Here is a 14003-nt window from a genome sequence, read left to right on the forward strand (position 1 = left end):
GTGACAGTACCGTGATACGGCGTCGCGGGCAATACTTCGTCGGCTGGCGAAAACGCTCAACCGGCTACGTTCGGTGAGGAAAACATCAAGCGCGGCGGGGTCAGCGCGAGGTAGGGCGACGCGCTTCAGTTCGTTGTTTTCATGCATGTCGTCGTCCCGGAAACCGGGTCATTTCAGGGCGACATGCACGGGTCGCGCGCAGGAAAAAAGGCGGCTCAAGCGGCGACCTGACCCTCGACAGCGTTGACCAGGGCGTCGGGATCGAGCGGCTTGGTGACGAAGCCGCTGGCGCCGTGGGCGAGCACCGCGTGGCGCGTCTTTTCCTGGCTATCGGCCGACAGCACCATGATCGGCACGGGTGGCGCCGATGTTTCCTCCTCATGGCGACGGATCGCCGCAATGGCGTCCAGCCCATCCATGACCGGCATATGCAGATCCATCAGCACCACGTCGAAGCGGTTCTTGTGCCCGGCGCTGGTGACGGCCTCGACGGCAGCCTTGCCATTGCCGACCACCTTGACGCGGTGCCCTGCCTTCAGCAGCGTGGCTCGCGCCAGCATGGCATTGATGTCGTTGTCTTCGGCGATCAGAACGGACAGGCCCTGCTGGCGCTCACCTGGGGCGCGAAGCGCCGGGACGCGGCGCTTTTCCGGCTGTGGCTGGGCAAGGGCCGGCGCATGGCTGGTCAAAAGCACACGCAAAAGCGTTGCCCCGCGCACCGGCCGGGCAAGGAATGTCGCATACCCGCTGGCGCGGAACTCGCCAAGCATGCCGCGGTCGGTCGGCGCGATCAGCGTAATGGCTTCGCAATCGGAAAAGCCGCTTTGGCGCAACCTTTTAAGCAGCCTCCCGTCACTTTCCTCCATGGCGGCGTCAACCAGCAGCACGTCGCAGCCGTCGGCAAAGGGCGCGGCCTGCGCCACGCTGGTGGCGATACCGGCGGTGCCGCCATTGGCGCGGATGGTGCGCGCGATGGCGTCGGCCTCGATGGCGTTCCTGGACAGGATCACCGCGCGCCTGCCGGCAAGCGCATTCAGCCGGCCTTGAGGCGCCTCGGTGGCCTCGGTGGCCGGGATTTCAAAGACGAATTCCGACCCTTGGCCAAGCCGGCTGGAGACCGAGATCGTGCCGCCCATGGCGGCCACCAGGCGTTTGGAGATGGCAAGTCCCAGTCCGGCGCCGCCATGCGTGCGCGTCGAGGTGCCGTCGGCCTGCTCGAACTCCTCGAAAATACGCTCCATGTCCTCGTCGCGCAGGCCGGGGCCGGTGTCGGTGATGGTGAAGCAGATGCGGTCGCTGGTTTCGGTGCGGGCACGCGCAACGCTGACCAGCACGCCGCCGCCTTCGGTGAACTTGATGGCGTTGCCGATGAGGTTGAGCAGCACCTGCCTGACCCGGCCCGGATCGGCGGTGATCAATTGTGGTACATCCGGTTCGACGTGGCAGCCGAGGCCGATGTCCTTGGCGAAGGCGCGCGCGGCCAGCAATTCGATGATGTTGTCGGCGATCTCGCGCACCGACATCGGCTGCGGTTCCGGATCGAAGCGACCGGCCTCGATCTTGGAGTAGTCAAGTAAATCCTCGATCAAAGCGAGCAGGGCGCTGGCCGAGGTCGAGACGGCGCCGACATAGGTTTGCTGCTCCGGCGACAGGCTGGTATCGGCCAAGAGCCTCGCCATGCCCATGATGCCGTTCATCGGCGTGCGTATTTCATGGCTGACGGTGGCGAGAAAGCGCGATTTGGCCTGGCTGGCGTATTCGGCGCGCTCGCGCGCGGTGATCAGTGACGATTCGGCGCGCTTGCGGGCGGTGATGTCGCGGGCGATGGCGCGATGCGAAACCGCACCGCTGTCCTTGTCGCGCACCGACAGTTCGATCCAGGAGAACCAGCGCGGGCCGCTCGGCGTGCGGATGGCGACGTCGGTGGAACTCAGGCACTCATGGTCGGAAAAGGCGGCATCGGGCACGATGCCGACCTCGACGCCGAGTTCGGCCAGGGTCTTGCCGGCAAGATCACGCTGATCGGTTTCGACCAGATCGGCGAACACCTTGTTGGCGTATACGATGTAGCCGTCGCGGTCGCGATGGATGACAAGATCGCCAAGCGCGTCGATGAGACCGCGAAAACGCTCCTCGCTCTCCTGCATCTCCCACATGCGGTCGGCCAGCGTCTCGATTTCGGCGCGGCTGCGGGCGGTGGTCTCATCAAGCAGCACCACGGTACGGTGGACGCTGCGTCTGGCATGCAGATGCAAGCCAAGGCCGGCGAGGCCGGTGGCTAGCAAAGCCAGGCTGATGAAGATCGGCGCCCCGGTCAGATGCGCGAGGCCGGCCAGTATCATGATGGCACCGTAAGTCAGCAGCGGCAGACCTTCGGGCCTTACCACTTGCTGCTCGGGCACCAGCGGCGGCGCGGCGATAAATCGCCGTGTCGCCGCGGGTGCCGCATCGACGTCGTCGCCAATATCTGCCTGTTGCGTGCCGGATTCCGCGATCATGCGAAACCCTTGCCAGACAGAGATTATGGAAAATTGCGGCGGATCGTTCGAATTTTAGCGGATGCGCATCTTTTCGCCCGGCGAGCCGGATTTGTCGCCAGGGCGTGTCAATTTCGCCAGCCCTTCCGGGCGGCGAACCCACCCAATCCGTGAACTCACATGTCGACGACGACGCGTCCGCGGATCTTGCCGTCGACAATATCATGCGCGGCATCGATGATGTCGTCGAAGCCGATGGTCCTGGACAGGCCGGCGAGCTTCTGCAGGTCGAGATCGGAGCCGATGCGCCGCCAGGCCTCAAGGCGCACAGCCTTCGGTGCCATCACCGAATCGATGCCGAGCAGCGAGACGCCGCGCAGGATGAACGGGGCCACGCTCGACGGCAGATCCATGCCGCCGGCCAGACCGCAGGCCGCGACAGCGCCACCATAGGAGGTCATCGACAGCACATTGGCCAGTGTGTGGCTGCCGACCGAATCGATGCCGCCGGCCCAGCGTTCCTTGGCCAGCGGCTTGGCGGGCTGGTTGAGTTCATCGCGCGATATCACCTCGGCGGCGCCGAGGTTGATCAGATAGGGGCTTTCGGCGTTGCGACCGGTCGACGCAATGACATGGTAACCGAGGCTGGACAGGATGGAGACCGCGACCGAGCCGACGCCGCCGGCAGCACCCGTCACCACCACAGGGCCGCGATCGGGCAGGATGCCGTGCCGTTCCAGCGCCATGACGCTGAGCATGGCGGTGTAGCCGGCGGTGCCGACCGCCATCGCGTCATGCGCGCTGATGCCTGTCGGCAGCGGCACCAGCCAGTCTCCCTTGACACGCGCGTGCCCGGCATAGGCGCCGAAATGCGTTTCGCCGACGCCCCAGCCATTCAGGATGACCTTGTCTCCCTGGCGCCAGTCGGGGTTGGAAGACGAGATCACCGTGCCGGCGAAATCGATGCCTGGCACCAGCGGCCAGCGGCGGACCACTGGCGCCTTGCCCGTAATGGCCAGCCCATCCTTGTAGTTCACCGTCGTCGCCTCGACCGCGACGGTGACGTCGCCTTCCATCAGGTCGGCATCGGTGAGATCGGTCACGGCCACCGATTGCTTCTTGTCGGCATCGCGCGAGACGAGGATGGCTTTGAAGGTTTCGGACATCTTTTTCTCCGCGAGCTGCTCGGTGTGGACTGTGCGGCGATGGCCGCCTGCGGTCAATCTTTCGAAGGCTTGGGCTCGCGCCGCCAGCCGATGAGTTCGTCGAAGACAACCAGTGCCGCGCCTACGGAAATGAAGGCGTCGGCGAGGTTGAAGACGTTGGCAAAGGACCAGACCGGCGTGTGGAACAGGATGTAGTCGATGACGTGGCCGTAGACGGCGCGGTCGATCAAATTGCCGAGCGCGCCGCCGATGATCAGGGCAAAGCCGGCGCGGGCGATGACATGGGCCGATGGCGTGCGGGTGGCAAGGTAGAGCACGAAAGCGACGACCAGCACGGCGATGAGCACGAGGCCGGTGTCGCCGAAGGAGGAGAACATCGAGAAGGCGATGCCGGTGTTGTAGGTACGAAACAGCGCCAGGAACGGCACCAGATCGAACTTCTCTTGGAAGGGCAGGCCGGTCTCGACCAAGTGCTTTATCCACTGATCAAGTGCAATGGCCGCGACGACGAGCAGCGCGTAGGGGGACCATGATCTCACGGGCGGGCAACCTTCATTGCTGGTCGGTGATTGGTTCGAGCTTCAGCGCGCCGCGCCGGATCTCGAACAGCATGATGCCGGTGGCGACGGCGAGATTGAGCGAATCGGCGCGGCCCGCTTGCGGAATCCGGAGCAGCCTGTCGCAACTCGCCGCCAGGCTCTCGGGCAGGCCCTGCTGCTCATTGCCCATCATCAGCAGCACCGGCCCGCGGGAAAAATCGACCGAGCGATAGTCGACGGCGCCTTTCAGATGCGTGCCGGCGACGAGGCCCGAGAAGCCGCCTCGCCAGGCAAGGAAACCTTCGGTCGTCGCCTTGGCCACAGGCACGGCGAAGATCGAACCCATGGTGGCGCGCACCGTCTCGACGGAAAATGGATCGGTGGTGTCGCCGACCAGGATGACACCCTTGGCGCCGACGGCATCGACGGTGCGGATGACGGTGCCGAGATTACCGGGATCGCGCACCCGGTCGAGCGCCACCCAGACGTCGCCATTGTCGGCGCGGATATCCCTAAGGGCGAGGAATTTCTGCGAGAAGACACCGACCACCATTTGCGGGTTGTCGCGGCGGGTGATGGCGACAAGAACCTTTTCCGAGACTTCGAGCACAGTGCCGCCGGCGGCAACGGTGCGCGCCGCGACCTTTTCCACCACCGCATTGCCGCGCCCGGCCTTGGCGAAAACAAGCGTCCTGATCTGCCAGCCCAAGTCGAGCGCATCGATGACCAGCTTCAGGCCCTCGGCCATAAAGGCGTTCTGCTGGTCGCGGAATTTCTTCAAGGCGAGCGCCTTGATGTCCTTGATCAGCGGATTGGCGAGGCTGGTGACTTCCTTCACCTGGCCCGGTGCGCCGGCATGCCGTTCGTTCATTCAGGACTCCGGGGCATTCAGGCCACCCAGCGCGAAAACAGTGAGGTCGAAAGCGCCCTGCCGGCGGATTTTTCGCGGATGATCAGCTCACCCGATTCAACCCTGCCGCCCATGCCGGCGAAGGTGTCGCGAATCAGAGCATGGATGGCGAAGAAGGAGGCGCGGATCGAATAGGCGGTCAGCACCACCGCCAGCGGCTTCGGCGTCAGGATCGCGCGGCAGAGGTCAGTCAATGCCGGCAGGTCCTCGAACAATTGCCAGACCTCGCCCTTGGGGCCGCGGCCATAGGCCGGCGGGTCGAACAGGATGATGTCGTAGCGGCTGCCACGGCGTTCCTCGCGCTCGGCGAATTTCACCGCATCGTCGACGATCCAGCGGATCGGCTTGCTGCCAAGCCCGGCCATCTCCTGGTTTTCACGTGCCCAGCCGATCGCCTTCTTCGAGGCATCGACATGGGTGACTTCGGCGCCGGCGCGGGCCGCTACCAGCGAGGCAAGCCCGGTATAGCCGAACAGGTTGAGCACCTTGACCGGCCGCCTGGCCGACGCGATCAGGCCCGCCATATGATCCCAATGCGAGGCCTGTTCGGGAAAGACGCCGACATGGCGAAACGAGGTGAAACGGCCGAGATAGTCGATGCCGTCATGCTTCATCGGCCAGGTTTCGCCGAGCGGCGTTTTCGGGAAACGCCAGCGGCCGATACCTTCCTCGTCGGTGTCGCCGGTGAAGATGGCGTCGGCCCGCTCCCAGTCCTTGGCCGGCAAGGCCTTCTGCCAGATCGCCTGGCCCTCGGGCCGCACGATGCGATAGGGGCCATATTGTTCGAGCTTTTCGCCGGCGCCGCTGTCGAGCAGGGCATAATCCGCGTTGGGTGCTACTTCCAGGATGACCGGAAGTTGCTCGGCGGGCAGCGCCCCTTCGCGGCGGGCGAGGATGCGCGGTGCGGCTTTCGGTTCGGTTCGATCATCGGTTCTGGCCTCGGGCCGCTCGCGCGGCCTGGCGTCCGGCCGTGCCGCGCCACGCGCCTCGTGCGGACGTGCGTCTCCCGTTCCGCCTTTTGCGGGCGGGCGGTTGTCGCGGCGTTTGTCGCGAAAAGACTTCAAGCAGGAGCATCTCCGAGCGGCGTGCCGCTTTTGGCATAGGGCAACCGGCTTCGCAACCAAGTCTGCCGCTACCTCTCCTGTTCATGTCGGCCAGCGATGGACCAATGTCAAAGAAACAGGCAAATCTGGCGGATGTCCCGCTCCGAACGCCTGCTTGATCTCATCCAGTGCCTGCGCCGGCACCGCCGGCCGGTGAGCGGGCGCACGCTTGCCGACGAGCTCAGGATCTCGATCCGCACACTCTATCGCGACATCGCCACGCTGCAGGGGCAGGGGGCGCCGATCGAGGGAGAGGCGGGGCTCGGCTATGTGCTCAAACCCGGCTTCATGCTGCCGCCGCTGATGTTCAGCGACGAGGAGATCGAAGCCATCGTGCTCGGCTCGCGCTGGGTCGCCAAGCAGCCGGACCGTCGTCTTTCAGCCGCCGCCGCCAACGCACTGGCCAAGATCGCCGCCGTGCTGCCCGACGATCTGCGCGAGGATCTCGATGCCTCGACGCTGCTGGTCGGGCCGCCCATGACGGTCATTGAAGGCATCGACCTCGGCATCGTGCGGCAGGCCATCCGCCACGAACGAAAACTCGGCTTTCTCTATCGCGACGCAGGCGGCGCCGGATCCGAGCGCGTGGTGTGGCCGTTCGCGCTCGGCTTCTTCGACAAGGTGCGGATGGTGGTGGCGTGGTGCGAGATGCGGCAGGATTTCCGCCATTTTCGCGCCGATCGCATCTCCGGCCTCAACACAATCGATACGCGTTATCCGCGTCGCCGTCAGGTGTTGCTCAAGGAATGGCGGGCGACGTTAGACAAACCGCGTGGGTGATGAATGCTACTGCCAGAAACTGACAGTAGCCCGGCCTATGTCTAGCGCATGGAAACGCCGAACCCTGGAGAGCCGATCATGACCACCCCGAATTTCGTCATTCTCTATGTCGACAAGCCGCTTGACAGCGGCGCCTTCTACAGCGCGCTGCTGGGGCGCGAGCCGGTCGAAAGCGCGCCGACCTTCGTGCTGTTCGTGCTCGACAACGGCTTCAAGCTCGGCCTCTGGTCACGCCATACGGTCGAGCCGGCGGCAGAAGCGGCCGGTGGCGGTTCCGAGATCGTGTTTGCGCTGGAGACGCCCGACGCGGTCGATGCCACCCATGCCGACTGGGCCGGGCGCGGGTTGAAGATCCTGCAGACACCGACCGACCTGGATTTTGGCCGCACCTTCGTTGCGCTCGATCCCGACAATCATCGTCTGCGTGTTTACTGGCTGAACGACGGGGAACAGAAATGAGCGCGTACTGGATCGCGGTTGCGTCGGCCGAACATGTCCGGCGCGGCCGGAAAGACGGCTTCATGCAGGTCAACCACGGCAAGGCGGCCCCTCTGCGCCGCGTCAAGCCCGGCGACGGCATTGTGTATTATTCGCCGACCACCATTTTGGGTGAAAAGGATGGCCTGCATGCGTTCACGGCAATCGGCACCGTGCGAGAGGGAGAACCCTATCAAGGCGACATGGGCGCCGGTTTCACGCCGTTCCGCCGCGATGTCGACTGGGCGACGGCTGAAGAAGCGCCGATCAAGCCGTTGCTTGGCCGGCTGGACTTCACCGCCGGCAAGTCGAACTGGGGTTACCAGCTTCGCTTTGGCCTGTTTTCGGTTAGCGCGGCCGATTTCGGTCTGATCGCGCAGGCGATGGGCGCCAAAATGGCGGCGGTGAGCTAGGCCTTGAGTGCGTTGTAGACGGCAATGCCGGCGGCAAGGTCCTCGAGCGCGGCACCGACCGACTTGAACAGCGTAATCTCGTCGGAGCTCTCCCGGCCCTTCTTCTGGTCGCGCGCCAGTTCGTGCAGATCGGCGACAATGGCTTCCGGCTTCAGCAGGCCGCAGGCCAGGGGCTGGACGATGTCGCCGGCCTCCTTGGTGGCACCGGCGCGGGTGTCGACATAGACGCGGGCTCGCGCGATAGCGTCATCATCGCTTTCGCGCATCGCCGGCGTGAAGCCGCCGACCAGATCGACATGGGTTCCCGGCCGCAGCAGCGCGCCCTTGACCAGCGGCGTGGTGGTGATCGTCGCCGAGGAGACGATGTCGGCCTGGCCAAGCTCGGCATCGAGATCGGTTGCGGCGCTGGCTGCAAAACCTTCGGCGCGCAACTCGGCCGCGACTTTCTCGGCATTGGCCGGGGTTCGGTTCCAGATGCGGATGGTTTTGATCGGCCGCACGGCCGAATGTGCCTTGGCAAGGAACGGCGACAGGGCGCCGGCGCCAACCACAAGGAGCCGTGAAGCGTCCTCGCGAGCCAGATAGGAAGCGGCGAGCGCCGAAGCGCAGGCGGTGCGCCATTGAGTCAGCCGCTGTCCGTCGATCAAGGCTTCCGGTTCGCCGGTGGCACCATTGAGCAGGAGATAGAGCCCCATGACAGCCGGCTTGCCGATGGCATTGTTGTCGGGCGAGACGGTGACGATCTTGACGCCGATGTGGCCACCGGAAGACGTGCCGGCGGCGTGGAAATCGGTCCAGGCCGGCATCAACAGCAAGGTCGAAGCGGCGCCGTCAGGCCGCTCCACGGGGTGATGGTGCCTTACCGGCTGAACCGCGCCGTCTCGGAAAGCCATGCGCAAGGTCTCGACCAGGCCGGAAAAACTCAGCGCACGGTCGACCGCGGCGGCATCGATCATTTTCATGGTGCAACTCTCGTTATCATCGGATGTCTGCCATGCCCCGTCGGGACATGCCGGTCAAGCGATGAGCGACCGAGATCAGTTAGCCGCCGCCAGTGTCGCTGCCCAGGCTTTCACCGCCGCCAGATCGGGCAATTTCACCTGCGTGTTCTTCCTCAATTCGTGAGTCGCCTGTGTTACGTCAGGCGTCCACATGATCGACGGGATTTCCGTATTGGCGGCGATCGCGATCAGTTCCAGCAGCTTTGCCCAGATATAGGCGTGAATCTGGACGTGATTCTTGACGTCGAGGCCGTAACCGGTGCCGAGGCTGTAGATGCCGTTGTCGGGACTGCCGTGCTTCATGAACACGGGGACGACGATATCCTCACCGGCCTTAAGGCCCGCCGCGAGGGTGTCAAACACGCCATCATTGGCCTTCTGTGACAGTTCCATCGTGTCGATGCCGACATATTGCGGATGGCCCCGGCCGAGCGACGGTCCGCTCGTACTCGCCATGCCGCCGCCATTCAGCGGCTGACCGCGCGCTATGAATTGATTGCCCGAATTGGCGCCCCACAGATAGGAGGTGGTCTTGCCCCAGGTCGGCCAGACCGTGTCGGCGTCGGTGCCCGTCCACCAGTTGTCGGGCAGTTTCGGCACTTTGGCGAAAGATATATTTCCCGCCATCTCTTCATCCCCCAAACGACCGCCCGGACGCGTTCCGGTGCTGGTAGGTCCAGAGCATGTTATTACATTAGCAGAAAATAAAATACGCTCCATCTTCCTGATGATTGTCGTTGCGGCGCCAAGACCTGGTCTCTCTTAGAACGATGTTTGCAGATACTGCGAGACCGAGAGTCAGGCGGTCGGCTTCGGCAGTACCGGGGCCTGCGGTACCGATGGCGCGCGGCTGACCGCCTGGCGCAGGTTTTCCGCCTCCACGCCGCGCTGGCGCGCCAGCTTTCGATAGCGGCCCTGCTTGACCCAGGTCGCCAAGCTGCCAACAATCATGCCGATGGCAAGCGCCAGGAACAGGAAGATGAACAGCGGCAAGGTTAGCGTCAGCTTCGGATTGCCGGGATTGAACGGATCCAGCGTGAAGGCGACAAGTTCGCGGTTGGCGACTGCCAGGGCGATCAGGATGATCGCCAGGGGCACGAAGACCACGATGAGCATGAAACGATTGAGCATTATGTTTTCCGTCGGAAGCTGGCGCTGATGCCTACTTGCCGCCGTTCAGCCTTTCGCGCAGTTCCTTGCCGGTCTTGAAGAACGGCACCCATTTCTCCTCGACCTCGACGGATTCGCCGGTGCGCGGGTTGCGACCGGTGCGGGCGGGGCGGTTTTTCACCGAAAATGCGCCGAAGCCACGCAGCTCGACCCGGTTGCCCTCGGCAAGGGCGTCGGTGATCTCATCGAAGATCGCGCCGACAATGTTTTCGACGTCGCGCAGGAAAAGATGCGGATTGCGCGTGGCAATAATCTGCACAAGTTCGGACTTGATCATCAGACGGGTCCCCGAGAAAGCGATGCGGTCAAAATTATCAGGATGATTTTATTTGCTTTTTTACTCGCCCCAACCGGCATCTCAAGGGTGCCAGACGGAAACGAGACCGTCAAGAAACAAGCGGTCGGCGCCAAGTTCGTGGATGACATCGCCGCTGTAATCCGGCAGGCCGAGCGCGCTGCCGATCGTTTTCACCATCGACTTGGACCATAGCAAGCTCCCGCGCCGGTCCGTGTCTTTCCATTCGACCACCTTGAGCTTGGCGTCTACGCCCTTGGTCGCCAGCCAGTCGATCGCCTCGGTTTCGCCGCCGACGGCATCGATCAGCCCGTTGGCGAGGCCCTGGCGGCCGGTGAAGATCGACCCATCGGCAAGAGCCAGCGCCTGCTCGTGCGTCATCTTGCGGCGGTCGGCGACGATGCCTACGAACCAGTCGTAGCTGTCGAGGATGAGCTTGCGGACCATGGCGCGTTCGTCGTCATTGGTCGGCTTGAAGGGAGACGGCGAGGCCTTCAGCGGCGAGGATTTCACCTCCTCCAGCTTGATGCCGAGCTTGTCCATCAGGCCGCTAACGTCAGGATACTGGATCAGCACGCCGATCGAGCCGACGATCGAGGTCTTGCGGGCAACGATATGGTCGGCCGCACTTGCGATCATGTAGCCCGCCGAGGCGGCGAGCGTACCGACTTCGGCCACGACAGGCTTGTCGGCGGCCACCTTGCGGACCTCCTCAAAGATCGATTCGCCGCCGACGGTGGTGCCGCCGGGTGAATCGATCGCCAGGATCACGCCTTTCACCTTCGAGGATTTGCGGATGTCCTCCAGCCGCTTGATCAGTTCCTCGTCCTCGGTGATCGTGCCTTCGATCCTGACCTTGGCGATATGGTCGATGGACGAGCCGCCGAGATCGTCGCCATAGAGCCAAGCCGACAGCCCGATCACGCCGAGTGCGATGATGCCTATGGCCGCAACACGCCAGAACGTAAGCTTGCGCCGCAAACGGCGGCGGTCGATCAGGTCGTCGGCTCTCAATGCCATGGTCAGCCTCACAGTCGGCGGGAAGAGACGCTTTTAGACCATGATGTCTTGATCGGGAAGCTGTTCCGTCTTCCATGTGGCGCGGCAATCCGCGCGCGGCCATCCCATGCTGTCTGTTTTGTGACTGGCCTGCGCAAGGGACGCGAGGTAAGTGGGAGCATGGCGGTGACGAAAAACGACGCAGGCGCGTCCATTTCTGCTATGAAGTACCGGCTGTTGTGCTGACCTCGTTTTCGTTTGTACAGCGGCAGTTGTCACATTTTTGCGGTTTTCGTGGGCTTGTGCTTGCTTGAGGGCACCGGCCCCCCACCTATAGGCGGTGCTCGCTGGCGGGCAGGGGTTTAGAAGAAAGCAGTCATGTTAGCGCGACCGAATGAACCGACCAACCCAGAAATGGAGTTGGCTCCCGCGGCGGATGGCCAGACACGCAGCGATGCGTTCGACCGCGCGCAGCGTCATTCGCGCCGCGTGCGCGTGCTTAAATTCGCCGTGCCCCTGGCCGCGGCATTGATCGCCGTCGCCTTCCCGGTTTATTCCTATCTGGCCGCACCTGTCGCGATAGCGGTGCAGACGGAAGGGACGGCCTTTTCCAATGGCAAGCTGGTTATGGCCAATCCCAAGCTCAACGGTTTCACCAAGCAGAAGCAGCCTTATTCGATGACGGCCCTGCGGGCGATTCAGGATGTTAACACGCAAGGCATCATCGAGCTGGAAGGCATAGACGCCAAGGTGCCGGTCGGGCCAGACAATGTGGCGGCGGTCAAAGCCTCGCACGGGACCTACGATCGCGACGGCAATACGATGAAACTGACCAGCGACGTCACGATCACAACGACCGACGGCATGCAGGCCAAGTTCAAATCGGTCTTCCTCGACATGGGCAAAGGCACTATGAAGACGGATGATCCCGTCGATGTCAGCCGTGGCGGGTCACAGATCACAGCGAATTCCATGTCGGTCCAGGACAATGGCAAGGTCCTGGTGTTCGAGAACAGGGTGCGCGTCAACATAGATCCCGCCGCTCTGAAGGCGGCCGAGGCAAAGGGCGAGGAAGCGAATGTGGCTCAATAGTTCAACACGGCTTGCAGCCGCGACTTCGGCACTGCTCCTGCTGGGGCTGGGACCGTCGCTGGCGCAATCCGGCGCCGAAAGCCTGTCCGGCCTGAAATTGACCGGCGACAAGCCTATCCAGATAGAGAGCGACAAGCTCGAGGTTCGGCAGGCTGACAATGTTGCCGTGTTCACCGGCAATGTCACCGTCGTGCAGGGACCAACCCTGCTCAAGGCCGGCAAGATGATGGTTTACTACGTCAAGGATCCCAAGGCCGCCGCCAAGGGCACCGAAGCGGCAGGCGCTGCGATGACCGGCTCCGCCAACATCGATCACCTCGAAGTCAGCGACAGGGTCTATATCAAGTCGGATGACCAGGTGGCGACCGGCGACAACGGTACTTTCGACATGAAGACGCAGGTGCTGGTCCTGTCGGGCAAGGAAGTGGTGCTGTCGCAAGGCCCCAACGTGCTCAAGGGCTGCAAGCTGACCGTGCAGATGAAGACTGGCCTCGCCAACGTCGATGGTTGCGGCGGTCGTGTCATCATGTCGATGACGCCGCCACCGAAAGCGGATGCGGCGAAATCGGGAGCGACGAACCCCTGATGGCTAGCCTGTCGTCGCTGACGGCGCGTCTTCCGGGACGGGCCGCCAGCAAGGTTTCGGCACCGGCCACGGTGACCGTCGATGCGGGAAAATTCAAGGGCACCTTGATCGCCAAAGGGCTGACCAAGAGCTACAAGGGCCGCAAGGTCGTCAGCGGTGTCACCATCGGCGTGCGTGCCGGCGAGGCCGTCGGGCTGCTCGGCCCCAACGGCGCCGGCAAGACGACCTGTTTCTACATGGTCACTGGCCTTGTGCCGGTGGATGAAGGCACGATCGAGATCGACGGCTTCGATGTTACCTCGATGCCGATGTATCGCCGTGCCCGGCTCGGCATCGGTTATCTTCCACAGGAAGCCTCGATCTTTCGCGGCCTCAATGTCGAGCAGAATATTCGCGCCGTGCTCGAAGTGGTCGAAAAGGACCGCAAGGTGCGCGAGCGCAGCCTCGACGAACTGCTCGAGGAGTTTCACATCAGCCATCTGCGCAAGGCGCCATCCATGTCGCTCTCCGGCGGCGAGCGCCGGCGCCTGGAAATCGCGCGGGCACTGGCGACGCGCCCGGCCTATATGCTGCTTGACGAGCCCTTTGCCGGTATCGATCCGATCGCCGTCGCCGATATCCAGCAACTGGTGCGCCACCTGACGGCACGCGGTATCGGCGTCCTCATCACCGACCACAATGTGCGTGAGACGCTCGGCCTGATCGACCGCGCCTACATTATCCACGCCGGCCAGGTGCTGACCCATGGCCGCGCCGATGAAGTGGTGGCGAACCCGGATGTGCGGCGTCTTTACCTCGGCGAGGGTTTTACGCTTTAACTCTCTTTTCCTGCGCAATTCGCAAGGGAAGCGCTATGCGCTTTTCCCGGGAAAAGCGTACATGCTCTTCTTGGAATTGCCTTGTCGTGCAGAATTGCCTTGAGCGTGAAATTTGTTTCCTGACGCGATTTTTCGCACGCTGTAACCTCTTTTTGTACGGTTTTACTCCGAGATAAC

16 protein-coding genes are annotated in these 14003 nt (G+C 63.3%); 6 read left to right on the forward strand and 10 right to left on the reverse strand.

Annotation, left to right across the window (positions count from 1 at the left end; genetic code table 11):
* Nucleotides 1-215: 215 nt before the first annotated feature.
* The 5 genes from ACZYHG_RS12035 to ACZYHG_RS12055 form a co-directional block, all read right to left on the reverse strand.
* Entirely contained in the window at nt 216-2498 is a 2283-nt protein-coding gene (locus tag ACZYHG_RS12035; RefSeq protein ID WP_464613966.1) for a hybrid sensor histidine kinase/response regulator, read from the reverse strand.
* Between the two features lie 155 nt (nt 2499-2653).
* Nucleotides 2654-3643 carry an acrylyl-CoA reductase (NADPH) gene (acuI, locus tag ACZYHG_RS12040; protein ID WP_464613967.1) on the reverse strand — a complete coding sequence of 330 codons (990 nt, stop codon included), beginning with the start codon at nt 3641-3643 and terminating at the stop codon, nt 2654-2656.
* Between the two features lie 53 nt (nt 3644-3696).
* Nucleotides 3697-4182, reverse strand: a complete 486-nt coding sequence (lspA, locus tag ACZYHG_RS12045; protein WP_464613968.1) for a signal peptidase II — start codon at nt 4180-4182, stop codon at nt 3697-3699.
* A 13-nt stretch (nt 4183-4195) separates the two neighbouring features.
* Nucleotides 4196-5053: a TrmH family RNA methyltransferase gene (locus ACZYHG_RS12050; protein ID WP_464613969.1), complete on the reverse strand. Its 858-nt coding sequence runs from the start codon at nt 5051-5053 to the stop codon at nt 4196-4198.
* Nucleotides 5054-5070: 17 nt separating this feature from the next.
* Nucleotides 5071-6156 (reverse strand): RsmD family RNA methyltransferase, encoded by a 1086-nt coding sequence (locus ACZYHG_RS12055; RefSeq protein WP_464613970.1) that lies wholly within the window; start codon nt 6154-6156, stop codon nt 5071-5073.
* A gap of 132 nt (nt 6157-6288) precedes the next feature.
* Between ACZYHG_RS12055 and ACZYHG_RS12060 the strand changes: the two genes are divergently transcribed.
* The 3 genes from ACZYHG_RS12060 (at nt 6289) to ACZYHG_RS12070 (ending at nt 7865) form a co-directional block, all read left to right on the forward strand.
* Nucleotides 6289-6975: a helix-turn-helix transcriptional regulator gene (locus tag ACZYHG_RS12060; RefSeq protein ID WP_464613971.1), complete on the forward strand. Its 687-nt coding sequence runs from the start codon at nt 6289-6291 to the stop codon at nt 6973-6975.
* A gap of 78 nt (nt 6976-7053) precedes the next feature.
* Nucleotides 7054-7434 carry a VOC family protein gene (locus ACZYHG_RS12065; protein ID WP_464613972.1) on the forward strand — a complete coding sequence of 127 codons (381 nt, stop codon included), beginning with the start codon at nt 7054-7056 and terminating at the stop codon, nt 7432-7434.
* Complete coding sequence (locus ACZYHG_RS12070) at nt 7431-7865, forward strand: EVE domain-containing protein (protein WP_464613973.1); 435 nt, start codon at nt 7431-7433, stop codon at nt 7863-7865. Before ACZYHG_RS12065 ends, ACZYHG_RS12070 begins: the two co-directional genes overlap by 4 nt.
* Here ACZYHG_RS12070 and lhpI read toward each other — a convergent pair.
* The 5 genes from lhpI to sppA form a co-directional block, all read right to left on the reverse strand.
* A complete protein-coding gene (lhpI, locus tag ACZYHG_RS12075) occupies nt 7862-8827 on the reverse strand; it encodes a bifunctional Delta(1)-pyrroline-2-carboxylate/Delta(1)-piperideine-2-carboxylate reductase (RefSeq protein WP_464613974.1) in 966 nt (321 codons plus the stop codon). The two genes, ACZYHG_RS12070 and lhpI, sit on opposite strands and share 4 nt — an antisense overlap.
* A 75-nt stretch (nt 8828-8902) precedes the next feature.
* The gene (locus ACZYHG_RS12080; RefSeq protein ID WP_464613975.1) at nt 8903-9493 is read right to left on the reverse strand and encodes a hypothetical protein; all 591 of its coding nucleotides are present in this window, start codon (nt 9491-9493) and stop codon (nt 8903-8905) included.
* Between the two features lie 171 nt (nt 9494-9664).
* Entirely contained in the window at nt 9665-9997 is a 333-nt protein-coding gene (locus ACZYHG_RS12085; RefSeq protein ID WP_464613976.1) for a DUF1049 domain-containing protein, read from the reverse strand.
* A gap of 31 nt (nt 9998-10028) precedes the next feature.
* Nucleotides 10029-10313, reverse strand: a complete 285-nt coding sequence (locus ACZYHG_RS12090; protein ID WP_006200394.1) for an integration host factor subunit beta — start codon at nt 10311-10313, stop codon at nt 10029-10031.
* An 81-nt stretch (nt 10314-10394) separates the two neighbouring features.
* The gene (sppA, locus tag ACZYHG_RS12095; protein WP_464613977.1) at nt 10395-11351 is read right to left on the reverse strand and encodes a signal peptide peptidase SppA; all 957 of its coding nucleotides are present in this window, start codon (nt 11349-11351) and stop codon (nt 10395-10397) included.
* Between the two features lie 357 nt (nt 11352-11708).
* Here sppA and lptC point away from each other — a divergent pair, with 357 nt between their 5' ends.
* From lptC to lptB, 3 genes are read left to right on the forward strand one after another with little or no spacing between them, the layout of a single operon-like run.
* Nucleotides 11709-12422, forward strand: a complete 714-nt coding sequence (gene lptC / locus ACZYHG_RS12100) for an LPS export ABC transporter periplasmic protein LptC (RefSeq protein ID WP_464613978.1) — start codon at nt 11709-11711, stop codon at nt 12420-12422.
* Nucleotides 12409-13008: an LptA/OstA family protein gene (locus tag ACZYHG_RS12105; RefSeq protein ID WP_464613979.1), complete on the forward strand. Its 600-nt coding sequence runs from the start codon at nt 12409-12411 to the stop codon at nt 13006-13008. The genes lptC and ACZYHG_RS12105 overlap by 14 nt, the downstream gene beginning before the upstream one ends.
* Nucleotides 13008-13826: an LPS export ABC transporter ATP-binding protein gene (gene lptB / locus ACZYHG_RS12110; RefSeq protein ID WP_464613980.1), complete on the forward strand. Its 819-nt coding sequence runs from the start codon at nt 13008-13010 to the stop codon at nt 13824-13826. The genes ACZYHG_RS12105 and lptB overlap by 1 nt, the downstream gene beginning before the upstream one ends.
* Nucleotides 13827-14003 lie beyond the last annotated feature (177 nt).

This window comes from Mesorhizobium subarcticum, assembly GCF_055456085.1.